We start from the raw sequence: 21,699 nt of genomic DNA, 5'->3' as shown, positions 1-21,699 counted from the left end.
AGCCATCGCGGGCACCGGCCAGGGTTTTACTCTAGAATATCGCTTCGTTTTCGAGTATTGACAGGAGTTGCAATATGAGCTATATGCCCCGCCGTTCTCTCATCGCCGCATTCGTGGCAGCCCTGAGCCTGACTGCATGCGGAGGTGGGAGCAGCGACAGCCCCAGTCCCGTCGCCGCTACGCCAGAAGCCATCGCTCCAGTAACCGGTACCGGAACGGGAGGTGGCACCGGCAGCTTCGCGCCAGATGCGAATGCCCCGGTGCAAACGAACAATATCGCGCTCGATGGCCGCAACTGGATCAACTACCGCCGCACCCAGGCCGGGGTGCCGGTCGTGACCGAGAACGCGCAGATCAACAATGCGGCGCTCGGCCACTCCGAATACCTGCGCACCAATAACCTCATGAGCCACGACCAAGTCGCAGGCAGGCCAGGCTTCACCGGCGCGACGCTGCGCGAGCGCCTGAGTGCCGCCGGCTATACCATTCCCGCATCGGGCTATGCCTATGGCGAAGTCATTTCCGGCAGCACCAACGGCAATGGTTTCTTCATGGCCGAAGAATTGATCACGGCGATTTACCACCGCTTCGTGATGTTCGAGCCGAAGTTCCGCGAGATCGGTACCGGCGCGGCCACCTCGTCCAGCCGCTACAGCTATTTCACGGCCGACTTCACGACCCGCGACGGCTTCGGCCCCGGCATCGGCGCCAATGCGGTCGTCACCTGGCCGTTCGGCGGGCAAGCCGGGGTCACTCCGAATTTCCTGAGCGACAGCGAGGAACCCGATCCGGTCGCCAACATCAATGAAGTCGGCTACCCGGTCAGCGTGCATGCGAACATCGACGCGCAGGTAGCGATGCAGGCCTTCACCGTGCGTCCGCGCGGCGGCGCCAACCTGCAGGTGCAGGTGGTGTATCCGACGGGCGCCCGTACCGCGGTCGCGATTGTCCCGCTGGCGCCGCTCAAGGCCAATACCACCTATGAGGCCAGCTTCAGTGGCACAGTGAACGGCGCCCCGGTCACCCGGGACTGGTCGTTCACGACGCGGTGAGCGCGCCCTCTTCTTCAGGCAAAACCGAGGGCCTTGAGCATCGCGACCAGGCGGCCGCTGATGCTCAGGGCCCGGCCCTAGACTACCGCGCCGGGCTCGAACGCCTGATGGGCGACCAAGCGATGTACCTGCGCGTCCTCACCCGTTTCCATCTTGATTACCGCGACAATGCGGCGCGCCTGCGCGAGGCGCTCGGCGCCGGCGACCTGCCGCTGGCGCAGCGCATCGCGCACACGCTCAAGGGTGCGGCAGCCATGATCGAAGCACGCCCCCTGCGCCGGCTCGCTGCCGACGTCGAACAGGAACTGCGCGCAGGCGCCGGCGCCGATCCGCGGCTGGTCGAGCACCTGGGCCGCGAGTTGGCGCGCGTGATGGCGCAACTCGATGCGCTGCTGCAGTGTCCTGCGCAGGCGGGTACGGAAGCGGTGACGGAACCAGAAGAAGGATTGGAGGAAGCGCCCCTGGATGCGCCGGTGAGCGGGTCGGATATGGCGCGCCTGTGCGAGATGCTCGACACCGGCGACAGCGCAGCGCAGGACTTCATCGAGGAACAGGGCGGCGGCCTGCGCACCCTGCTGGGTGCGGCGCGCATGACGGAATTGCAGGCGGCGATGGCCGCCTTCGATTTCGAAGAGGCGCTGCATGTGCTGCGCCCCGGGTACGGACACTAGCCATACCCAAATTTTCAGCGGGTGAACTCCGCTTCCTCGTCGAACGCATCGGCGCAGGATTTGCCGCAGAACCGGCGTACGCTGTCGAGCGGTTTCTCGCAATACCAGCACGATCCCTTTGCAGGCAAGCTCAGTCGCGTCGGCATGGCCGTCGCAACCGCGGCAAGCACTGGCTCGGTTGCCAGCCCGTTGTCCGGAAAACTTTCCTGTGTCGTTTCCACGATCCACCCCCTGCAACAGACTGAAGTTCAACCCAGATTACTTCAGCGGAACATCATGCCAATGAGAAACCTCAACCCCAGACCGTGGAGGGCACGCGCCTAGGCAGTTCAACCCGTATCAGTGTGCGCTCAACGCGTTGGCTCTGCAATCGCGGGATGGGGGCTGCCAACCAATGCGGCATGGGTGCAACATTTCTCCAACGCCTGACGTCGCAGTACGCGAAAATAATATCGCATTGCTAATTTGCTTGTAGGCGCACAAAGGTGGGCGTGGCGAAATCGCTACTTCGCCGGCTCCAGCGTCACCAGCAAGCCAGAGCGTGTGGTTTCAATGCGTGTTGGGACGAACTGGACGCCCGCATAGCGCAGGTCCTGCATGTCGAAGCTGTAGACGGGCACGTCGCGCACGACCGTGTCGATCAGGGTGTTCGCCACCCGCGTGAGCTGGCGCTCGGCTTCCGGATTGGCGCCCAGCACCAGCCGGTCGACGCGCGGCTCGGCCATCATGACGGCGGCGCGGCCCGGATCGACATACAAGCGGCCCGAGAATGACAGGCTGCCGCTCCAGGCATTGCTGGCGAACGGCGGCGACACCGAGGCTTCCAGCGCCAGCGCAACCCGGTCGGCTTCCGGCTGCAGCGACAGCATCGGGCGCGACAGGCGGATGTCGAAGATTTGCATCAGGCGGTTGTTGACCGGGAAGCGGCGCTCGAGGCCGGCCTGCAGCTTGTGCAGCGGGATTTCGACCTTGCGCGGGCCGCTGAGGCTGGCGCAGGAGGCCAGCAGGCTGGCCAGGAACATGACGCTGCCAAACCTGGCCAGGGTGGGTAGTGGAAGCGGTGGCAAGCGCATCGTGGCAGTCCCGTGGTGGATGAGGCACCAGCCTAGCACGACTGTGCCTGCCGGCCCGGGACGATAACCGGGCAGAACACCAGCACCGCCCATGCTCACCTCACAGCCACATGCCTCCCGATACCTCGACGCGCTGCCCGGTCATCCAGCCGTTGCCCTCGTCCAGCAAGGCAGCCGCGGCGGCGCCGATATCGTCGGGCAGGCCGGCGCGTCCCAGTGCCGTCTGGCTGGTGACGAAGGCATTGAGTTGCGCATTGTCGCGCACCATGCCGCCATTGAAATCGGTTTCGATGGCGCCGGGCGCCAGCACGTTCACCGTGATGCGCCGCTGCGCCAGTTCGCGCGCCTGGTAGCGGGTCAGTACTTCCACCCCGCCCTTGGCCAGTGCGTAGGCCGAGGCGCCGGCGATGGAAAAGCGCGCCAGGCCGCTCGACACGTTCAGGATGCGGCCACCGTCCGCCATCAGGGGCAGCAGCGCCTGGGTCAGGAAGAAGGCCGATTTCAGGTGGATGGCGATCATGCTGTCGAACTGTTCCTCGGTGGTGTCGAGGTAGGCCGCATGCAGCCCGCTGCCGGCATTGTTGACCAGGATATCGAAACGCTCGCGCTGCCAGGTAGCCGCCAAGGCTGCGCGGACCCGGCCGGCGAAGGCCGGGAAGGCGCGGCTGTCGGCGACGTCGAGCGGCAGGGCGATCGCCTGCCAGCCCAGGGCGCGCAATGCGTCCACGGTGTCGGCTGCTGCGTCGGCATTGTGCTGGTAGGTGAGGATGGCATCGGTGCCGCGCGCGGCAAGATGGGTGGCGATGTTCCGGCCGAGGCCGCGGCTGGCGCCGGTGATAAGGGCTATACGCTGGGTCATGCTGGTCTCCTGGGTGACTGCTCAATGGAAGACCCAGTATATTTTTCATCCCAGCTGAAATAAACTAGCCATCCCTGCTTGGACTTTGCAGAAAGCACGAATAATCCATGAACGATATCGACGCCATTGCCGTCTTCCTCAAGGTGGCCGAACTGGGCAGCTTCAGCGGCGCCGCGCGCCAGCTCGGCATGCCGAATGCCACCGTCTCGGCCGCGGTGAGCGAGCTCGAACAAGACCTGGGCACCCGCCTGCTGCAGCGGACCACGCGCCGGGTGCAGATGACGCAGGAAGGCGAAGCATTCTTTGGCCGCAGCCGCGAGGTACTGGAACAGGTCGAATCCCTGCGCGGCATGTTCCGCTCGGGCGGCGTCGACGTCACCGGTCGCCTGCGGGTGGACATGCCGGTCGGCCTGGCGACCGACCTGGTGCTGCCGCACCTGGACACATTCATGGCGCGCCATCCGCAATTGCTGGTCGACCTGGGCAGCGCCGACCGGCGTGTCGACGTGGTGCGCGATGGCTATGACTGCGTGCTGCGCGTCGGGACCTTATCCGATTCCAACCTGGTGGCGCGCCACCTCGGCGACTTCCGGCTGATTAACTGCGCCAGTCCCGCCTACCTCGCGCGGCACGGCCAGCCAAACAACCTGGACGACCTGGCCCGGCACCGGCTGGTGCACTACGACAGCGCCCTGGCCGGCAGCGCGCCGTGCTGGGAATGGCTTGATGGCGAAGAGACGCGGCGACTGCCCATGCCCGGCGCCCTCACCGTCAACAGCACCGCCGCCTACCGCGCCGCCTGCCTGGCCGGGCTCGGGATCATCCAGGCGCCGGAAGCCGGCCTGCGCCCCCTGCTGGCGGAGGGCCGGCTGGTCGAGGTGCTGCCGCAGTGGCCCGCAGCACCGATGCCGCTGTCCTTCCTGTACCCGTCGCGCCGCCACGTACCGGCGCGCACGCGGCTCTTCATGGACTGGGTGGCGGAGCTGCTGGCGCCCTGGCTGTGAGCCTGGCGCTTATTTGCCGATACAAAAGCGGCTGAAGATCACGCCCAGCAAATCGTCCGGCGTGAACTGGCCGGTGATGCTCGATAACTGCTCCTGCGCCAGCCGCAGTTCTTCGGCGAACAGGTCGAGCGACTGGTCGTCTTGCGCGGCGTGCTGGCTTGCCATGTCGAGGTGCTCGCGGGCGGCGCGCAGCGCGATCAGGTGGCGTTCGCGCGCCAGGTAGAGAGATTCGCCGGTCTGCTGCCAGCCGGCGATGCGCAGCAGTTCGGTGCGCAGCAGGTCGATCCCAAGATGCGCGTTGGCCGACAGGTAGAGGTGCACTGCGTCCTGCGCCACGTCGATTGACGGCTGGTGGCCCGACAGGTCGATCTTGTTCCAGATGCGCACCACCGGCACGCCCTCGGGGAAGGCCGCGACGATCTCCTCGTCGGCGGCGCTCGGGCCGCGGCTGGCGTCCAGCAGGTGCAGGATCACGTCGGCCTTGCCGACCTCTCCCCAGGTGCGCTCGATGCCGATGCGCTCGACCACGTCGATTCCTTCATCGGTGCGGATGCCCGCGGTGTCGATGATGTTGAGCGGGATGCCTTCGATCTGGATGGTCTCGGTGACCTTGTCGCGCGTAGTGCCGGCGATCGGCGTGACGATGGCCACGTCGGCGCCGGCCAGGGCATTGAGCAGCGACGATTTGCCGACGTTCGGCTGGCCCACCAGCACCACGTTCAGTCCCTCGCGCAGCAGCGCGCCTTGCGCCGCCTGGCGAAACACGTTTTCCAGCGAGTCGACGATGGTGGCCAGCTGGCCGCGCGCGTTCGATTTTTCCAGGAAGTCGATTTCTTCTTCGGGGAAGTCGAGGGTCGCCTCGACCAGCATGCGTAAATTCGTGGTCTGGTCGACCAGCTTGTGCACCACCTGCGAGAAGACGCCCGACAGCGATTGCGAGGCCGATTTGGCGGCGGCTTCGGTGGAAGCGTCGATCAGGTCGGCCACCGCCTCGGCCTGGGCCAGGTCCAGCTTGTCGTTCAGGAAGGCGCGGCGCGTGAATTCGCCCGGTTCGGCCAGGCGCAAGCCCAGCGCGCTGCCTGCTTCCAGCACGCGCGCGAGCAGCATCTGCAGCACGACCGGGCCGCCGTGGCCCTGCAGCTCCAGCACGTCCTCGCCGGTGTACGAATGCGGCCCCTTGAAATGCAGGGCCAGGCCCTGGTCGATCACGTCGCCGTTGGCGGCCTTGAACGAGATGTAGGTGGCGTGGCGCGGGGCCAGTTTCACGCCGGGGAACAGGGCGTCGATCAGGGCGCCAAGCGACTTGCCGGAGGCGCGCACGACGCCGATGCCGCCGCGGCCGGGGGCGGTGGCAATGGCGGCGATGGGGGAGGTGTCGAGTTTCATGGGGGGATTGTAAGGGATAGGTGGTGCAAGGGGCAGTGGTGGGGTGCGTGCAAACTTGGGGGGAACAATGCCAGTGGCATTGTTCCCGCCTAGGCGGGAACCCAATTTAGTAGCGCAGCCACGAAAAGAAAAAAGCCCGCGACACGCGCGGGCTTTCCATGAAAACGAACTGCTTACTTGCTTGCTGGCGCGTTCTCGAACTTCTTGGTAATCACCCACTGCTGCGCGATCGACAGGATGTTGTTGACCACCCAGTACAGCACCAGTCCCGATGGGAAGAAGAAGAAGATCACCGAGAATGCCAGTGGCATGAACAGCATCATCTTGGCCTGCACCGGATCGGTCGGCTGCGGGTTCAGCTTGGTGGTGATGAACATCGACACCGCGTAGATGACCGGCAGGATGTACAGCGGGTCTGGCTGCGTCAGGTCCTGGATCCACAGGATCCATGGCGCGCCGCGCATTTCGACCGACGACTGCAGCACCCAGTACAGGGCGAAGAAGACCGGCATCTGCACCAGGATCGGCAGGCAGCCGCCCAGCGGGTTGATCTTCTCGGTCTTGTACAGCTCCATGGTGGCCTGCTGCATCTTCTGCGGGTCGGCTTTGTAGCGCTCGCGGATCGCCTGCATCTTCGGCGTCACCACGCGCATCTTCGCCATGCTGCGGTAGCCGGCGGCCGACAGCGGGAAGAAGGCCAGCTTGATCAGCACGGTCAGCGCGACGATGGTCCAGCCCCAGTTACCCAGCAGCGAGTACAGGTGGTCCATGACCCAGAAGATCGGCTTGGCGATGATGGTCAGCACGCCGTAGTCCTTGACCAGTTCCAGGCCAGGGGCGATGGTTTCCAGGGTCTTCTCGTCCTGCGGGCCCGAATACAGGCGGCTGTCGGTCGACACGGTGGCGCCGGGCGCCACGGTACCCAGCGGCTGGACGGTGCCGATCGCGTACAGGTTGGTGGCGATCTTCTTGGTGAAGATGTCGCGCTGCGACTTGTCGGCCGGGATGAAGGCCGAGACGAAGAAGTGCTGCGAGATCGCGACCCAGCCGTTGTTCGACTTGGTGGCGTGCTGCACGCTGCCGTCTTCGATGTCTTCGAACAGCAGCTTCTGGTACTTCTCGCCTTCGGTGTACATGGTCGGGCCGGTATAGCTCGACATGAACCACGAATCGTTGGCTGGCTTGTTGCCGTCGTGCTGCAGCTGCAGGTAGAGCGACGGCTGGACCGGTGCGGTCGACAGGTTGGTCACGTCATGGCGCACGCCGATGGTGTAGTCGCCCTTGCGGAAGGTGAAGGTCTTGGTCAGGCGCACACCGCCCTGCTCCGCATCCATCACCAGCTGCACGGTGCCGCTGGCGTCCAGCGACCGCGCGCCCGGACGGGCCACGAACGGGGTCTGGTGGTTCGGCAGCACGCCGGCCGCGGTAGTGCCGATCAAGCCGGTCTGGCCCAGGTAAGTGTTCGGGCCACCCACGTTGAACAGCACCTTGTTCCTGGTCTTGTCGGTGTCGTCCGCGAACTTCAGCAGCTCGAGGCGCTTGATGACGCCGCCGAGGGTGTCGATGTCCACTTTCACCACGTCGGTGGTGATGGTGATGCGCTGGGTCGATGGCGCAACCGGCGCGACCGGCGCGACCGGGATCGCCCCCGGTGTGCCCGGCACGGCGGCACTGCCCGCAGCGGCTGCTGCTGGCACGTCATTCGGCTTGGCTTGCTGCTGCGCGACCTGGGCGGCCGGCGATGCTGCCGAGAACAGCGACTGCTTCCCGTTGGCCACCATCCAGTTGTTCCAGAGAACAATCAGGGAAATGGCGAACACGATCCACAGGACGGTACGTTTATTGAGTTCCATTTGGGTCTAGTCAGGAGTGGTTACAACCGCGAGCGGCTGGTGGGGAATGCTTTTGCTGGTCTTGCTGCACCGGTGGCACCAGGTCGACGCCGCCTTCATGCCACGGATGGCAGCGGCAGACGCGCCGTGCGGCCAGCAGCGAGCCGCGTGCGGCGCCATGGACGCGCAGCGCTTCGATCGCATAATTGGAGCAGGTCGGGTAGAAACGACATTTCTGCCCGAGCATCGGGGACAGCAGCAGCTGGTAGCCGCGAAGGAGGCAGACCAGCAGGGCTTTCATGGCGATGACGGTGCAGGGTTGGTCAGGCGCGGGCGCTGCGAGGCAAACAGGCGTGCGAGTTCGACCCGCAGCTCCGCCTTCAGGGCGCCAGTGGTGGCCGGACCGGCCTTGGTATTGACCGGGCGCGCCAGGCGCACGATGCAATCGAGTGCCTGCAGTTCGCTGGTGCGGAACAGTTCGCGCGTGATGCGCTTGATCGTATTACGGGTGACGGCGCGCGGTGCAAAACGCTTGGCCGCAACGACGCCCAGCCGCGCATGCGGCAGCGTGTTGGGACGGGTGTACAGCACGAAATGCGCAGTTTTTTGCGCCGGCCGCAAACGAAAAACGGATGAAAACTCATCCGTTTTAACGATACGCCGAACGCGCGCGAAGTCGTGCGAACCTTCGCCTGTCATGTCGACCGCGTCGATCTGCCAGCCAAAAGGCTTAGACAGCCAGGCGCTTGCGGCCCTTGGCGCGGCGGGCGTTCAGGACTGCACGGCCACCACGGGTAGCCATACGTGCGCGGAAGCCGTGCGTGCGCTTGCGACGGACGACGGAAGGTTGGTAAGTACGTTTCATGGTGGTCTCGCTTAAAGCAAAAGAAAGTGCAAAATCGGGTCTGACGTCGTGTCAGGATTCGTCGCCAATGACAGTTCGCAGTTGTTAAGCCAGCGTCACGCCACAGCAAATACTCATATCGTCCGGCCTGCGTCACGCTGACAAAGTCAGTTTGATGGGGTACACGGACGGGGAACCCTGAATTAGACTCGATTTCCGGTCCAGCTGTCAAGGAAGCTGTTGTTTCTGATGAGTTTTTGCGCATCCCTGCCGCGCGGCCCGCGGTGCCCACAAAACAGCGCCCCCGGTTGAAAATAGTGGGCGCAACCTGTGGATAACTTCGGCCGAGACAGGTAAAATAGCGTGTTACGTATCAATAAGCGAAGTATGGAAAATTTTTGGCAGTCCTGTTCGACGCAACTGGAACTCGAGCTGACGCCGCAGCAATACAGTGCGTGGATCAAATCACTGGTCGTCATCGATTACGAGGACGGCAAGCTGCGCATTGGCGCGCCGAACCGCTTCAAGCTCGACTGGGTCAAGACCCAGTTCGCCAAGCGCATCACCGAGCTCGCCTGCCAGTACTGGGAAGCGCCGGTGGAGGTGCAGTTCGTGCTCGACCCGAAGACCAACCCGCCGCGTAAACCTGTCGCGCCCGGTTCGTCGGAAGTGCCTGCCGGTAGTAATGGCGGCGGCAACGGCGGCGGCATGGTGCGCTCGATCGACCAGCCGAGCCAGGGCAACGTCAACATCGCCAACTCGCCCAAGCGCGAGCAGAGCCGGATCAACACCGACCTGACTTTCGACAGCTTCGTGACCGGTAAGGCCAACCAGCTGGCGCGCGCCGCCGCTATCCAGGTGGCCAACAACCCGGGCGTGTCGTACAACCCGCTGTTCTTCTACGGCGGCGTCGGCCTGGGTAAGACCCACCTGATCCATGCGATCGGCAACCAGGTGATGGCCGACAACCCGAACGCCCGCATCCGCTACATCCACGCCGAGCAGTACGTGCGCGACGTCGTCACCGCCTACCAGCGCAAGGGCTTCGACGACTTCAAGCATTACTACCATTCGCTCGACATGCTGCTGATCGACGATATCCAGTTCTTTGGCGGGAAGAGCCGCACGCAGGAAGAATTCTTCTATGCGTTCGAGGCGCTCATCGCGGCCAAGAAACAGATCATCATCACTTCGGATACCTATCCGAAGGAAATCACCGGCATGGACGACCGCCTGATCTCGCGCTTCGACTCCGGCCTGACGGTGGCGATCGAACCGCCGGAGCTGGAAATGCGCGTGGCGATTTTGCTGAAAAAAGCGCAATCCGAAGACGTGACGCTGTCGGACGACGTGGCCTTCTTCGTGGCCAAGCACCTGCGCTCGAACGTGCGCGAGCTCGAAGGCGCGCTGCGCAAGATCCTGGCCTACTCGCGCTTCCACGGCAAGGACATCACCATCGACGTGGTGAAGGAAGCCCTCAAGGACCTGCTGTCGGTGCAGAACCGCCAGATCTCGGTGGAGAACATCCAGAAGACGGTCGCGGACTTCTTCAACATCAAGGTCGCGGACATGTACTCCAAGCGGCGCCCGGCGAACATCGCCCGCCCGCGCCAGATCGCCATGTACCTGGCCAAGGAACTGACGCAAAAGAGCCTGCCCGAAATCGGCGAGCTGTTCGGCGGCCGCGACCACACCACCGTGCTGCATGCGGTGCGCAAGATCTCGGCCGACCGCCAGAAGAATGCCGAGTGCAACCATGAGCTGCACGTGCTGGAGCAGACCCTGAAGGGCTGATTTTCGTAGGGTGGGCGGGTCTCCCGCCCGCGCGTTCAATGGACGTATGCACATCAATACGTTGCCGTGGACCGCGGATGTGGTTTGAACGCGCGGTCGGCGGAGCCGACCACCCTACAATGCCGGTCAATCCGCAAAACGGATGCCGGCCGATGTCATGCAGGGAAGTTTGTGTTCTTCTGTAGCAATTGGCAAAATAGTGTTCAAGCAATAACCTGATCAATCAAACTGAGGATATCTATGCAACTGGTCAAAACCACCCGAGACACGCTTCTCCGGCCACTGCAGATCGTGAGCGGTATTGTCGAGCGTCGGCACACTATGCCGATTCTGGCCAATATCCTCATTCGCAAGGACGGCGAGAGCGTCTCGTTCCTCTCCACCGATACCGAAGTGCAGATCACCACGCTGGCCAACATCGGCTCGGGCGATGACGTGACCGGCACCACGGTGGCCGCGCGCAAGCTGCTGGACATCCTGCGCGCGCTGCCGGAATCGGGCGACGTCACGATGACGCTGCAGAACAAGCGCCTGGCTGTGCAAAGCGGCAAGTCGCGCTTCGCACTGCAAACCCTGGCCGCGGAAGAATTCCCGACCGTGTCGGTCGCCGACAGCTACAACGCCTCGGTCACCCTGCCGCAGAAGACGCTGAAGCACCTGTTCAACATGGTGCACTTCTCGATGGCCCAGCAGGACATCCGCTACTACCTGAACGGCCTGCTGCTGGTGCTGGACGGCCAGAACATCATCGCCGTGGCCACCGACGGCCACCGCCTGGCCTTCTGTCAGGTAGCCACCGAGCAGAGCTTCGAGCGCCAGGAAGTGATCATCCCGCGCAAGACCATCATCGAGCTGCAGCGCCTGCTGGAAGAAAGCGACGAAACCGTCCGCCTGGACATCGCCGCCTCGCAGGTAAAGCTCACCTTCGCCGACATCGAGCTGGTCTCGAAGCTGGTGGAGGGCAAGTTCCCTGACTACACCCGCGTGATCCCGAAGGGCTACAAGAACGAGTTCACGATGAGCCGCGACGAACTGCTGCGTTCGCTGCAGCGCGCCGCGATCATGACCAGCGACAAGTTCAAGGGCGTGCGCTGCATCATTGAGCCGGGCGTCATGAAGATCAGCTCGACCAATGCCGACCAGGAAGAAGCGGTCGAAGAAATCGAAATCGACTACGGCGGCGACTCGATCGACATCGGCTTCAACGTGACCTACCTGCTCGACGTGCTGAACAACCTGAAGTGCGACCAGATCAACATCGCCCTGGGCGACTCGAACTCGTCGGCGCTGATTTCGATTCCCGAGAATGGCGACTTCAAGTATGTCGTCATGCCGATGCGGATTTGATTGGTCGATCAGCGATCGTCACGGGGTCTTTAGTACCTAGTACTGTAGTACCCGATTAGCTACCACCGTCATCCCGGCGAAGGCCGGGATCCAAGTTTGCGAGATCATCAACGAACTTGGGTTCCGGCCTGCGCCGGAACGACGGGTTCAGGCGTTGCGGGCCAGGGTTGAAGCAAGCGTAGGTTCAAGCGCAGCAGCCCGACATCACGGCAGCCTGAATCACCCGTTATATAGAGAAAGCAGTCCATGTCCGAGAATACCCAAGCACAAACGTCCCCCGCTCCTCCAGCGGATGAATACGGCGCCGCCTCGATCCAGATCCTGGAAGGCCTGGAAGCGGTTCGCAAGCGGCCGGGCATGTACATTGGCGACACCTCGGACGGCACCGGCCTGCACCACCTGGTGTTCGAGGTGCTGGACAACTCGATCGACGAATCGCTCGCCGGCCACTGCACCGAAATCCACGTCACGATCCACGCCGACAACTCGATCTCGATCACCGACAACGGCCGCGGCATCCCGACTGGCGTCAAGATGGACGACAAGCACGAGCCGAAGCGTTCGGCGACCGAGATCGCCCTGACGGAATTGCACGCCGGCGGCAAGTTCAACCAGAACTCCTACAAGGTGTCGGGCGGCCTGCACGGCGTCGGCGTGTCGTGCGTGAACGCGCTGTCGAAGCTGCTGCGCGTGACCGTTCGTCAAAAAGGCAAAGTGCACCAGATGGAATTCGTGCGCGGCGTCCCGCAAGACCGCCTGATCGAAGTCGTCGACGGCTTTGAAACCTCTCCGATGAAGGTGATTGGCGAAACCGACAAGCGCGGCACCGAAGTGCACTTCTGGGCCGACGAGGAAATCTTCACCCACGTCGAATTCCACTACGAGATCCTGAGCAAGCGCATCCGCGAACTGTCGTTCCTGAACAATGGCGTGAACATCCGCCTGAGCGACCACCGCAACGGCAAGGAAGAAATCTTCGCTTTTGAGGGCGGCACCCGCGGCTTCGTGGAATACATCAACAAGACCAAGACCGTGCTGCACCCGACCGTGTTCCAGGCTACCGGCGACCGCATGTCGGACCAGAACACGAACATCTCGGTGGACGTGTCGATGCAGTGGAACGACGCCTACAACGAGCAGGTGCTGTGCTTCACGAACAACATCCCGCAGCGCGACGGCGGCACCCACCTGACCGGCCTGCGCGCGGCGATGACCCGCGTGATCAACAAGTACATCGACGAGCACGATTTCGCCAAGAAGGCGAAAGTGGAAATCTCGGGCGACGACATGCGCGAAGGCCTGACCTGCGTGCTGTCCGTCAAAGTGCCGGAGCCGAAGTTCTCGTCGCAGACCAAAGATAAACTGGTGTCCTCGGAAGTGCGCGGCCCGGTGGAAGAAATCGTCGCCAAGACGCTGACCGACTTCCTGGCCGAGAAGCCGAACGACGCCAAGATCATCTGCGGCAAGATCGTGGAAGCCGCGCGTGCGCGCGAAGCGGCACGCAAGGCGCGCGACCTGACCCGCCGCAAGGGCATCATGGACGGCCTGGGCCTGTCGTCGAAGCTGGCCGACTGCCAGGAACGCGACCCCGCGCTGGCCGAACTGTACATCGTCGAGGGTGACTCGGCAGGCGGCTCGGCCAAGCAGGGCCGCGACCGTAAATTCCAGGCGATTTTGCCGCTGCGCGGCAAGGTGCTGAACGTGGAAAAGGCGCGCTTCGAGAAGATGCTGTCGTCGGAGCAGATCACGACCCTGATCGCCACGCTCGGCACCAGCATCGGCCCGGACGAATTCAACGTCGACAAGCTGCGCTACCACCGAATCATCATCATGACCGATGCGGACGTCGACGGCGCCCACATCCGCACCCTGCTGCTGACGCTGTTCTACCGCCAGATGCCGCAGCTGGTGGAACGCGGCCACATCTACATTGCCCAGCCGCCGCTGTACAAGGTGAAGGCCGGCCGCGACGAGCGCTACCTGAAGGACGACGTCGAGGAAGCCAGCTACATGATGACGGTGGCGCTGAACGCCGCCTCGCTGATTCCGCGCGAAGGCGCCGACCCGATCACCGGCGACGCCCTGGGCGAACTGGTAAAACAGTACAACCTGGCCAACGCCATCATGATGCGCCTGACCCGCGTGATCGACCGCGCGGCGCTGACCGCCATCATGAGCGGCGTGACGCTGCAGATGGACACGCTGGAGAATTCAAGCGCCTCGGCCGAGGCCATGGAAGCGGCGATCAACGATCCGGCCGTGAAAGTGGTCGTGCGTTCGGACGAATTGAACGACAAGCACTCGCTGCGGATCGAGCGCATGCGCCACGGTAACGTGCAGGTGACCTCGATCGACGCCGACTTCGTGCTGAGCAACGACTACGCGGTGCTGGCCAATGCGGCAGCCACCTTCCAGGGCCTGATGGGCGAAGGCGCCATCATGCGCCGCGGCGAAGGCGACAAGATGAAGGAATTCGCCGTGCGCGAATTCCACGAAGCGATGATCTGGCTGCGTGAAGAAGCCGAGCGCGGCGTGTCGAAACAGCGCTACAAAGGGCTGGGCGAGATGAATCCGGAGCAGCTGTGGGAAACCACGATGGACCCGACCGTGCGCCGTTTGCTGCGGGTGCAGATCGAGGATGCGATTGCGGCGGACCAGATCTTCACTACCCTGATGGGTGACGAGGTTGAACCGCGCAGGAACTTCATCGAGAGCAATGCACTGCGCGCGGGGAATATCGACGTCTGACGATGGCAGCCGGCGCCGGCATCCCGGCACCGGCTCTACCAGCTGGTTCGATCGTTCCTGCTTGCCCGCCGGCGTCAAGATCGGCGGGATCTCCGCGCCTGGCAAAGGGTTGTCAATGTGAGTGCTGCGTTCTTCACCCGGCCCGACCCCAGGCGAATGAGCGCCGCGGTGGTGCTTTCCCTGCTGGCGCACGTGCTGTTGCTGAGCATGACCCTGGGTCGCAACGGTGCCGGCCTGCCCGGCCTTCAGTTTCCCTGGAAAGAACGGCGCCTCGGGGCGAATGATTTGCAGGTGCTGCTGGAGCCGGGGCGGCCCGCTGCTTCAACAGCGGCTGCTTTGCCGCCGGCAGCCGTGGCCGATACGGCGCCTGTCGATGTTCCCAAGCCTGCAGCGGCAAGTACGCCCCTGCCCAGGGCCGTTCCACCTCCCGTCATCAAGCAAAGCGAAGCCACTGGCGTTTCGTTCTCACCTCCTCCCTTCGAACCTGCCCCCTTGCCAGCGCCCGCACCGGCGCCTGCCAGTATTCCTGCCGTCGTCCAGGCGCCTGCCGCTGCGGCAATCGTTCCACCTGATGTGAAGCCGCCGATTGCAGCGGACGCGCCACCCGTGCGTGCGCCCGCCAAACCGGATAGCGTCGCGCCGAAGCAGATCGAACAGGAAGCGCGGGAACAGGCGCTGGCGCAGGCCCGGCTCGAGCAGGAAAAGCAGACTGCGCAACAGCTGCGGCAGGCGGAACTGGCGGCAGAAGCGCAGCGTGAAGCGGCGCGTCAGGAACAACGACGACTGGATGCCGTGCGTGCCGAGCAGATAGCCAGGAACGAGGCTGTACGCATCGAGGCCGAACGCCAGGAGCTCGCACGGCAGCGGCAGGAACAGGCGAAGCAAGACGTTGCGCGAGAAGAGCTTGCCCTTGCGGAGGCCGCGCGGCAGGAACGCGCACGCCAGGAGCAGGCGCAGCGTGAGCGCGCCGAGCAGGAAGCGAAGCAGGCGCAGGCGCGGCAGGAGGCGGCGCGGCAGGCACAGGCAAGGCAGGAGCAGGCACAGAAGGAACGTGCCGAGCAGGACGCGAAACTGGCGCAGGCGCGCCAGGACGCGGCCAAGCAAGAGGCGGTGAAGCAGGATCAGGTGCAGCGGGAACGTGCCGAGCAGGAGGCCAAGCGCGAGGAGCGCTTGCGCGCGATTGCGAACCAGCTCAAACAGGAGGCGGCGCAGCCCACGACAAGCGGTATGCGCCGGGGCTGGCTGTTTGGACGTGGCGACCCGAATGCCGACCTGGTGCTCTACGCGGAAAACCTGCGCCGGAAAATCGAATTGAACATGACCCTGGACATGGTGCGCGACGTGGCGAAACAGCGTCACACCCAACCGATCGTAACGATGGCGATTCGTGCCGATGGCTCCGTGGAGAAGGTGACCTTCGTGGTTTCCAGCGGCGTGGCGGCCATCGATGAAGCGATACGCAAGGTCGTAGCCGGCCAAGCGCCTTACGGCGCATTTCCGCCTGCGCTAGCGCGGCAGTATGACGTGATTGAAATTCGCCGTACCTGGGTGTTCGATACCGCGATTCGGCTGCAGTGAGGACGCAAGCTGTGAAGCCACCTCGCCTCACCAGCTGCTGCTCGCTGGAGGCGACTCGATACCCTCCTCGAACTCGTTCAAGCGCTTCATCACGGCTTGATTCTTGGCGTACTTGCGCTTTAACTTGACGAGTTTCTTGTCGGTGCCTGTACAGAGCTTACGGATCTCGCGTTCGAATTCCTTCATTCGCTGCTGGTCCGGCGGGTCGGGGATCTCTCCCCGGAAGTGGTCACAGCCTTCACGCTGCTCCACGTAATTGGCTACATCAGCGGGGAGGCGAGCTTCTGCCGCCACTGCTGGAGCGAGTCCGAAGCACAATGCAACGACAACTACTTTCAGCCTTACCTGCATTTTCATGGAACGGCTCCAAGATTTTAATAACCAACGATGGCGCTCAGTCCTGTTCAGGTATCGACCGAACGACCAGAAATTGGTAAGACATCGCCCCCAGGAAGGCAATGCCGGCACCGGTCAACAAGGCCGGCACGAAGGACCAGCTCTGTGCGATGAAGCCGGTCAGAATCGGCGCTAGCGCTCCGCCAATGAAGCCGCCGAAATTCTGGATCGCGCCGAGCGACCCAATGCGGCTGCGTGGCGCCACCACTGTAACCAGCGACCAGGAACAGGCCGAAGCGGCATTGGCGAGGAAGATGACGATCGAGATGCAGGCAATGGCGACAGTATTGCTCTCGACCAGCGCCGCCGGAATCGTGAAGGCCACCATGCCCAGCATCGACGCGACTACTGCCCTGCGACGACCAGCAAGCGGCGAAGCGGAAAGCCTGGCAACGCGATCGGAAGCCCAACCTGCAATCAGGGCGCCGGCAAAGCCACACGCGAAGGGAATAGAGGCGGCGATTCCCGCGTAAGCGATATCCATTTGACGCTCGGTCCGCAGATAGCCAGGCAACCAAGTGAGGTAGACCCAGTTCAAGTAGACCGATCCGGAGAAGCCGAACAGCATGCCCCAGGTTGCGCGGTGCCGGAACAGCGCGCGCCAGGATGCGAAGGTCGTTTCGGGTGCCGGCTCCGATTTCTGCCCCGCGTCGAGGTAGGCGATCTCATCCGCAGACAGCTGGTCGCGGACCGGATCGCGGTATAAGGCGACCCAGATCACTGCCGCTACCAGGCCCATCGCACCAGTCACGAAGAACGCCCAATGCCAGCTGGTTGCTGCGATCAACGGCGCCAACAGCAGCGGCGCAAGCGCGACACCCAGCGGGGAGGCCGAGTTGTAGATGCCCGTCGGTGTGCCGCGCGCACGGATTGGGAACCAGTTGCTCACGACCCGCGCCGCGGCAGGGAACTGGGGCGCCTCGCCGATACCGAGCACGATGCGGGCGATGACGAACCACCCGAAGGTCGAGACGAGGCCGCCTGCGGCCTGGGCTAGGGACCACACTACTAAGCCCAAGCCGAGCAGCCAGCGCGGCCCGATCTTGTCGACCAGCGCGCCTACTGGCAGCTGGCAGAGCGCATAGCTCCAGGAAAATGCCGACAGCAGCAGGCCCATCTGGCCGAGCGAGAGGTCGAGGTCTGCACGGATATATTCGTTGGCGACGGCGAGGGTGGCGCGGTCCAGGTAGTTGATGACGCCGGTGACGACCAAGAGCACGAGGGCTAGGGTTTGGCGGCGGCGGATTCGTGGAGGAGTGGCTCCGTAAGCAGGGATAGCGTTCATTCCAGAATGCTATCAAATGAACGTTGATAGAGGGAAAGATATTCTGCTGGTATCGGATCACGCGCCGCGAGTGCTGTTGGATGGGTGAGCACATCAGGCAACGCTAAATATTGTTGAGAAGATATTGAACGCAGACTAGACTGCTTGGATACGAACGCTAAACAGTCCATGTCCGAATCTCCGCCAACGTCGACCGACTCCAGTGCTTGGAGCGATGCCGAGCTAGCCGCAACGATCAAGGCTTACCTCCAAATGCTGCATTTGGAGCTTCAGGGCGTGCCCTATAACAAGGCTGCAATGAATCGCGCGCTGCGTGCCGGACCACTGTCTGCCAGGACAAAAGGGTCAGTAGAGTTCCGAATGCAGAATATCTCTGCCGCATTGTACGAATTGAAGATGCCGTACATCGCCGGTTATCTCCCGGCCCTCAACATTGGCCCGGACATCAAAGAGAGAATGGTTGCCTTGCTGAGCATGCAAGGGATCGAATCGCTGGAGGCCTATGTTCCGACACCGGACATTCATACGCTAGCAAAGCGCGTTTCAGAACTCAGACAACGGCATCTCGGTTCCATACCGAAAGGTTCGGCCACGCCCGCCACCGTGACGACGACCACAACGACTTTTGTTCGCGATCCTGCGGTAAAAGCATGGGTGCTGCAGGCGGCAAATGGCAACTGCGAAGGCTGTGGCACCCGTGCCCCATTCAAGGGTACGGACGGCCTACCGTATCTCGAAGTCCACCACGTCATGCCCTTGTCCAGCCATGGCTCGGACAAAACGACAAATGCCGTTGCGCTATGCCCCAACTGTCATCGCCGTTGCCATTACTCCGCCGACCGCGATGAATTCAAGCTCGCGCTTTACGAACGAAACCCGCGACTGCTTGTCGAGGTGCCAGAATCAGCAAATGAGGCTGTTGTTGACTAATACCGAGGGTCCAGCTTGCTAGGTACTCATTTAACGGCATTGATCGCTTACGAACAAGTTCGCTACCCGTAACACCCCCCGCCCATGTATACCTGCTGTGTCGCAACATGGCAGTAGTTTCTGATTCAACTGAACTGCACGAGAACGGTGCCGCTGCATTCCACAACGATCTTGCTGATCATCATCTTGAGCGCTACCCCGTTCGACGCATGTCCGGGAAGTTCACGTCATCATGTCCCCACCAGTCCGTTCCTCCAAACTTACGCAAAAGCTAGCCATTCCTGCTACAAGCGTCCTGCTGTTGGATTCCTGCTTCACAGGGGCCAGTTTCACCCCGCGCTTGCGCGTAGGGCCAGCGCCGTCCCCTCCACAGGCCGACACGGTGGAACTCACCGCCAACTTCTTCAAATTTATCGCCGCATTGATATCGCGGTCATGCAAAGCGCTGCAGCCCGGGCAGCGCCAACGGCGCACGCCCAGGTCGAGTGCTTCCAGCCGGTAGCCGCAACACGAGCATTGCTTGCTGCTCGGATACCAGCGGTCCGCCACCACGATACATCCGCCGCGCCACACCGCCTTGTATTCCAGCTGCCGTCGCAGTTCATGAAAACTCATGTCGGCGAGGCTGCGCGCTAGCCTCCGATTGCTTAGCATCCCTTTCACATTCAGGTTCTCGATACCGATCGTGTGAAAGCGCCGCGTGATACTGGTCGTCAGCTGGTGCAGGCTTTCCCGACGGAGGTTGGCGATACGGGCGTGCAGTCTCGCTAGTTTCAGCTTTGCCTTGGCACGGTTGCGCGACCCTTTTACTTTGCGCGACAGGGAACGATCGAGGCGGCGCAGCTTGTTGAGTTGGGTGCACAGCGCCTTCGGCCCCGTGAATACTTCACCGTTGGACAACGTGGCCAGCGTGTTTACACCCAGGTCCACACCCACAGCGCCTTGATTTTCGGCAGACGGCAGGGATGTCGCGTCGGGTATATCGACGGTAATGCCGACATACCAGTTGCCAGCAACGCAGGATATAGTGGCCGAGACGATGCGGCCGGTAAAGCGCAGCGCTTCGCGCATGCGCACCCAGCCGAGTTTCGGGATGCGGATGCGCTCGCCCTCGATGCAGACCAGGTCGTTAGTCAAGGTAAAACGGTCGTCGACGCCCTTGCGCCTGAACACGGGAAAGCGAGTGCGGTGTGCGAAAAAATTTTCGAAGGCTTGGCCTAATTGGATGATCGCCATCTGTGGCGCGCTTTTCGTGACTTCCAACATCTACGGGAACTGCTCGCGCTTGATGGCGTTTAACTGGCGGCGCAGGGCCGCCTCGTTCGGCTTTAGCTGTGCCGGGTCGGCCAGGCTTGCCTGGTACAGCTCCTGCCATCGGGCCAGCCCCCAGTTGTAGGCGAAGCGCGCTGTGCCTGCCGCCTTGGCGAAATAAGTGGCGTGCACCTTATTGGGAACGAGCCTGATCTTCTGCCCTAGGTGCATGGCGGCTCCTGCATTCCCGGGCACTCACTCGCGCTGGCCGATTTCTGTTCTGGCATGCCGTCCTCATCCTGGTTGACGATAGTGGTTTTCAGCTCTCCACAGTCTCAGACAGGAAAAAACCGGGAGCGTTCTCCAATCAGCATGCAGCGTGGCTGATTTGGCCAACGGCACGATGGCCGGGAGTCAACCTGGTTCTTTGGCCAGAAGACCAGCCGAGCGCAGGCTAACCACCTCCCCGACACTATGAACACCCCTTCACTGGTGTAATGCAGCGTCTCCGGATGCTTCGGCGACTTCGCTGCCCGCGCCGCGATCACTTCCCAGATGAAGAAGTTGTACTTGTCCACCAGGCTGTCGTCGTGCAGCCGGCAGACGAACTGCGCATGGCATTCGCGGATGGCCGGCGCCCCGACGCCCTTCACCGCTTCCGGCGTGAAGCCGAAGTGCTCGAATTTGTCGATCTCGCTGCCGGTCGTGGTGCCGATGCCGACCACGGCATCGATCAGCGCCGTCGTCGGTAGGTTGAGGACGCATTCGCGGCTTTGCCGGATCAGTTCGAAGCTGTGGTTGCTCGATGCGATTACGCAGCCCACTAGCGAGGGCGAGAATTCCATCACCGTGTGCCAGCCCATCGTCATGATGTTGCGCTGGCCGCGCCAAGCCGAACTGACCAGCACGATCGGGCCCGGCTCGAGGTAGCGGCGGATCTTCTCCAGCGGGGACAGCTTCCTTCTTGTAGGCAGACGCCATGGACTCTCCAATGCGGTGTTCAATTCCTTACGGCAAACCGGGTTTTGATGACTACATTGTTATAGTAGGGTCTCCCCGCAACCAGCCGGAGCACGATCCATGCGACTTCTTCGCCAAGCCGCCATCACACTCGGAGGGACCATCTTGCTAACTTCAACCGCCATCGCGGCGCCTGAGCAGCAGGCCGCCGCGTTCATGGAGATCTATTCGACGCACTGCCTCAAGTACCTGCACGACTTCGACGGCCTGCGCAAGCAGCTGAAGGCTTTGCCGCAGCTTCCCGCGGAGAAGGCGGCGATGTTCCTGCAGGGCGCGAAGGGGGGCGCCTGGGTCATGCCGAGCCAGCATGGGCAGTTCGTGCTGGTGGTCCACGCCGACAAGAATTTGTGCGCGCTGTATGCGAAGACGGTGCCGGCCACGGTTGCGCAGCAGATGTTCGAGAAGGTGGTGGGGAAGGCGCCGGCGCCGTTTCATAGCGAGCGCAAGCGCAATACCTCGGAACCTGGGCCGGACGGGGTCAAGCAGACGGTGGCGTATGAGTGGAGTACGGAGAAGTCGGAGCGCAAGCCCTTGTTTGCGTTGACGACGACGACCAGCAAGTCGAGTGTGGCGCAGGGGGTGGCGACGGCGGCGATTGGGCATTGACGTCCGCACGCCGCCTGGGGTGA

22 protein-coding genes are annotated in these 21,699 nt (G+C 62.9%); 9 read left to right on the top strand and 13 right to left on the bottom strand.

Annotated features, from left to right (window positions below; genetic code table 11):
* Positions 1 to 74: 74 nt before the first annotated feature.
* Positions 75 to 1,052, top strand: a complete 978-nt coding sequence (locus tag HGB41_RS22355) for a CAP domain-containing protein (protein WP_171088519.1) — start codon at positions 75 to 77, stop codon at positions 1,050 to 1,052.
* A 107-nt stretch (positions 1,053 to 1,159) separates the two neighbouring features.
* The gene (locus HGB41_RS22350; protein ID WP_171088518.1) at positions 1,160 to 1,723 is read left to right on the top strand and encodes an Hpt domain-containing protein; all 564 of its coding nucleotides are present in this window, start codon (positions 1,160 to 1,162) and stop codon (positions 1,721 to 1,723) included.
* A 14-nt stretch (positions 1,724 to 1,737) separates the two neighbouring features.
* Here HGB41_RS22350 and HGB41_RS22345 read toward each other — a convergent pair whose 3' ends face one another.
* The 3 genes from HGB41_RS22345 to HGB41_RS22335 all read right to left on the bottom strand — a co-directional run bounded on the left by HGB41_RS22345 (position 1,738) and on the right by HGB41_RS22335 (position 3,655).
* A complete protein-coding gene (locus HGB41_RS22345) occupies positions 1,738 to 1,944 on the bottom strand; it encodes a hypothetical protein (protein ID WP_171088517.1) in 207 nt (68 codons plus the stop codon).
* A gap of 282 nt (positions 1,945 to 2,226) precedes the next feature.
* Positions 2,227 to 2,796: a DUF1439 domain-containing protein gene (locus HGB41_RS22340; protein WP_171088516.1), complete on the bottom strand. Its 570-nt coding sequence runs from the start codon at positions 2,794 to 2,796 to the stop codon at positions 2,227 to 2,229.
* 100 nt (positions 2,797 to 2,896) lie between these two features.
* Entirely contained in the window at positions 2,897 to 3,655 is a 759-nt protein-coding gene (locus tag HGB41_RS22335; protein ID WP_171088515.1) for an SDR family NAD(P)-dependent oxidoreductase, read from the bottom strand.
* A gap of 107 nt (positions 3,656 to 3,762) precedes the next feature.
* On the opposite strand from HGB41_RS22335, the gene HGB41_RS22330 reads away from it, so the two are divergent.
* Entirely contained in the window at positions 3,763 to 4,659 is an 897-nt protein-coding gene (locus HGB41_RS22330; protein ID WP_171088514.1) for a LysR family transcriptional regulator, read from the top strand.
* Positions 4,660 to 4,668: 9 nt separating this feature from the next.
* Here HGB41_RS22330 and mnmE read toward each other — a convergent pair whose 3' ends face one another.
* From mnmE to rpmH, 5 genes are all read right to left on the bottom strand, one after another.
* Entirely contained in the window at positions 4,669 to 6,045 is a 1,377-nt protein-coding gene (gene mnmE / locus HGB41_RS22325) for a tRNA uridine-5-carboxymethylaminomethyl(34) synthesis GTPase MnmE (RefSeq protein ID WP_171088513.1), read from the bottom strand.
* 173 nt (positions 6,046 to 6,218) lie between these two features.
* On the bottom strand, positions 6,219 to 7,898 hold the full coding sequence (yidC, locus tag HGB41_RS22320) for a membrane protein insertase YidC (protein ID WP_171088512.1): 1,680 nt from the start codon (positions 7,896 to 7,898) through the stop codon (positions 6,219 to 6,221).
* A 10-nt stretch (positions 7,899 to 7,908) separates the two neighbouring features.
* Entirely contained in the window at positions 7,909 to 8,178 is a 270-nt protein-coding gene (gene yidD / locus HGB41_RS22315; protein WP_171088511.1) for a membrane protein insertion efficiency factor YidD, read from the bottom strand.
* The gene (gene rnpA, locus HGB41_RS22310; RefSeq protein WP_171088510.1) at positions 8,175 to 8,576 is read right to left on the bottom strand and encodes a ribonuclease P protein component; all 402 of its coding nucleotides are present in this window, start codon (positions 8,574 to 8,576) and stop codon (positions 8,175 to 8,177) included. The genes yidD and rnpA overlap by 4 nt, the downstream gene beginning before the upstream one ends.
* A 31-nt stretch (positions 8,577 to 8,607) precedes the next feature.
* On the bottom strand, positions 8,608 to 8,742 hold the full coding sequence (gene rpmH, locus HGB41_RS22305) for a 50S ribosomal protein L34 (protein ID WP_057289000.1): 135 nt from the start codon (positions 8,740 to 8,742) through the stop codon (positions 8,608 to 8,610).
* A 366-nt stretch (positions 8,743 to 9,108) separates the two neighbouring features.
* On the opposite strand from rpmH, the gene dnaA reads away from it, so the two are divergent.
* From dnaA to HGB41_RS23795, 4 genes are all read left to right on the top strand, one after another.
* The gene (gene dnaA, locus HGB41_RS22300) at positions 9,109 to 10,515 is read left to right on the top strand and encodes a chromosomal replication initiator protein DnaA (protein ID WP_171088509.1); all 1,407 of its coding nucleotides are present in this window, start codon (positions 9,109 to 9,111) and stop codon (positions 10,513 to 10,515) included.
* Between the two features lie 240 nt (positions 10,516 to 10,755).
* Entirely contained in the window at positions 10,756 to 11,862 is a 1,107-nt protein-coding gene (dnaN, locus tag HGB41_RS22295; RefSeq protein WP_171088508.1) for a DNA polymerase III subunit beta, read from the top strand.
* 246 nt (positions 11,863 to 12,108) lie between these two features.
* A complete protein-coding gene (gyrB, locus tag HGB41_RS22290; protein WP_171088507.1) occupies positions 12,109 to 14,610 on the top strand; it encodes a DNA topoisomerase (ATP-hydrolyzing) subunit B in 2,502 nt (833 codons plus the stop codon).
* A gap of 156 nt (positions 14,611 to 14,766) precedes the next feature.
* Positions 14,767 to 16,188, top strand: a complete 1,422-nt coding sequence (locus HGB41_RS23795) for a TonB C-terminal domain-containing protein (protein WP_171088506.1) — start codon at positions 14,767 to 14,769, stop codon at positions 16,186 to 16,188.
* A 27-nt stretch (positions 16,189 to 16,215) separates the two neighbouring features.
* On the opposite strand, the gene HGB41_RS22280 is transcribed toward HGB41_RS23795, so the two are convergent.
* Both HGB41_RS22280 and HGB41_RS22275 read right to left on the bottom strand, forming a co-directional pair.
* Positions 16,216 to 16,545, bottom strand: coding sequence for a hypothetical protein (locus tag HGB41_RS22280; RefSeq protein WP_171088505.1), 330 nt, complete (start codon positions 16,543 to 16,545; stop codon positions 16,216 to 16,218).
* 37 nt (positions 16,546 to 16,582) lie between these two features.
* Positions 16,583 to 17,869, bottom strand: a complete 1,287-nt coding sequence (locus tag HGB41_RS22275) for an MFS transporter (protein ID WP_171088504.1) — start codon at positions 17,867 to 17,869, stop codon at positions 16,583 to 16,585.
* Between the two features lie 168 nt (positions 17,870 to 18,037).
* Between HGB41_RS22275 and HGB41_RS22270 the strand changes: the two genes are divergently transcribed.
* Positions 18,038 to 18,799 carry an HNH endonuclease gene (locus tag HGB41_RS22270; protein ID WP_171088503.1) on the top strand — a complete coding sequence of 254 codons (762 nt, stop codon included), beginning with the start codon at positions 18,038 to 18,040 and terminating at the stop codon, positions 18,797 to 18,799.
* A gap of 222 nt (positions 18,800 to 19,021) precedes the next feature.
* Here the strand turns inward: HGB41_RS22270 and HGB41_RS22265 are convergent, their stop codons facing one another.
* The 3 genes from HGB41_RS22265 to HGB41_RS22260 all read right to left on the bottom strand — a co-directional run bounded on the left by HGB41_RS22265 (position 19,022) and on the right by HGB41_RS22260 (position 21,054).
* A complete protein-coding gene (locus HGB41_RS22265; protein ID WP_229423179.1) occupies positions 19,022 to 20,035 on the bottom strand; it encodes an RNA-guided endonuclease InsQ/TnpB family protein in 1,014 nt (337 codons plus the stop codon).
* A gap of 30 nt (positions 20,036 to 20,065) precedes the next feature.
* Positions 20,066 to 20,281 carry a helix-turn-helix domain-containing protein gene (locus HGB41_RS23665; protein ID WP_229423178.1) on the bottom strand — a complete coding sequence of 72 codons (216 nt, stop codon included), beginning with the start codon at positions 20,279 to 20,281 and terminating at the stop codon, positions 20,066 to 20,068.
* Positions 20,282 to 20,385: 104 nt separating this feature from the next.
* Entirely contained in the window at positions 20,386 to 21,054 is a 669-nt protein-coding gene (locus HGB41_RS22260) for a flavin reductase family protein (RefSeq protein ID WP_308788949.1), read from the bottom strand.
* A 121-nt stretch (positions 21,055 to 21,175) separates the two neighbouring features.
* Between HGB41_RS22260 and HGB41_RS22255 the strand changes: the two genes are divergently transcribed.
* The gene (locus tag HGB41_RS22255) at positions 21,176 to 21,676 is read left to right on the top strand and encodes an NMCC_0638 family (lipo)protein (RefSeq protein WP_171088502.1); all 501 of its coding nucleotides are present in this window, start codon (positions 21,176 to 21,178) and stop codon (positions 21,674 to 21,676) included.
* Positions 21,677 to 21,699 lie beyond the last annotated feature (23 nt).

It is taken from the genome of Telluria aromaticivorans (assembly GCF_013003915.1).
Taxonomy (GTDB): Bacteria; Pseudomonadota; Gammaproteobacteria; order Burkholderiales; family Burkholderiaceae_D; genus Telluria; species Telluria aromaticivorans.
The sequence above is the reverse complement of the archived record's forward strand: the minus strand, read 5'-3'. Positions and strand labels throughout refer to the sequence as shown.

Excerpts from the sequence above, each read along its gene's own strand:
- HGB41_RS22335 (WP_171088515.1), bottom strand. The coding sequence starts at position 3,655 with ATGACCCAGCGTATAGCCCTTATCACCGGCGCCAGCCGCGGCCTCGGC.
- HGB41_RS22355 (WP_171088519.1), top strand. The coding sequence starts at position 75 with ATGAGCTATATGCCCCGCCGTTCTCTCATCGCCGCATTCGTGGCAGCC.
- dnaA (WP_171088509.1), top strand. The coding sequence starts at position 9,109 with ATGGAAAATTTTTGGCAGTCCTGTTCGACGCAACTGGAACTCGAGCTG.
- HGB41_RS22270 (WP_171088503.1), top strand. The coding sequence starts at position 18,038 with ATGTCCGAATCTCCGCCAACGTCGACCGACTCCAGTGCTTGGAGCGAT.
- HGB41_RS22275 (WP_171088504.1), bottom strand. The coding sequence starts at position 17,869 with ATGAACGCTATCCCTGCTTACGGAGCCACTCCTCCACGAATCCGCCGC.
- mnmE (WP_171088513.1), bottom strand. The coding sequence starts at position 6,045 with ATGAAACTCGACACCTCCCCCATCGCCGCCATTGCCACCGCCCCCGGC.
- dnaN (WP_171088508.1), top strand. The coding sequence starts at position 10,756 with ATGCAACTGGTCAAAACCACCCGAGACACGCTTCTCCGGCCACTGCAG.
- yidD (WP_171088511.1), bottom strand. The coding sequence starts at position 8,178 with ATGAAAGCCCTGCTGGTCTGCCTCCTTCGCGGCTACCAGCTGCTGCTG.
- HGB41_RS22330 (WP_171088514.1), top strand. The coding sequence starts at position 3,763 with ATGAACGATATCGACGCCATTGCCGTCTTCCTCAAGGTGGCCGAACTG.
- yidC (WP_171088512.1), bottom strand. The coding sequence starts at position 7,898 with ATGGAACTCAATAAACGTACCGTCCTGTGGATCGTGTTCGCCATTTCC.
- HGB41_RS22350 (WP_171088518.1), top strand. The coding sequence starts at position 1,160 with ATGGGCGACCAAGCGATGTACCTGCGCGTCCTCACCCGTTTCCATCTT.
- HGB41_RS22280 (WP_171088505.1), bottom strand. The coding sequence starts at position 16,545 with ATGAAAATGCAGGTAAGGCTGAAAGTAGTTGTCGTTGCATTGTGCTTC.
- HGB41_RS23795 (WP_171088506.1), top strand. The coding sequence starts at position 14,767 with ATGAGCGCCGCGGTGGTGCTTTCCCTGCTGGCGCACGTGCTGTTGCTG.
- gyrB (WP_171088507.1), top strand. The coding sequence starts at position 12,109 with ATGTCCGAGAATACCCAAGCACAAACGTCCCCCGCTCCTCCAGCGGAT.
- HGB41_RS23665 (WP_229423178.1), bottom strand. The coding sequence starts at position 20,281 with ATGCACCTAGGGCAGAAGATCAGGCTCGTTCCCAATAAGGTGCACGCC.
- HGB41_RS22340 (WP_171088516.1), bottom strand. The coding sequence starts at position 2,796 with ATGCGCTTGCCACCGCTTCCACTACCCACCCTGGCCAGGTTTGGCAGC.
- HGB41_RS22265 (WP_229423179.1), bottom strand. The coding sequence starts at position 20,035 with ATGGCGATCATCCAATTAGGCCAAGCCTTCGAAAATTTTTTCGCACAC.
- rnpA (WP_171088510.1), bottom strand. The coding sequence starts at position 8,576 with ATGACAGGCGAAGGTTCGCACGACTTCGCGCGCGTTCGGCGTATCGTT.
- rpmH (WP_057289000.1), bottom strand. The coding sequence starts at position 8,742 with ATGAAACGTACTTACCAACCTTCCGTCGTCCGTCGCAAGCGCACGCAC.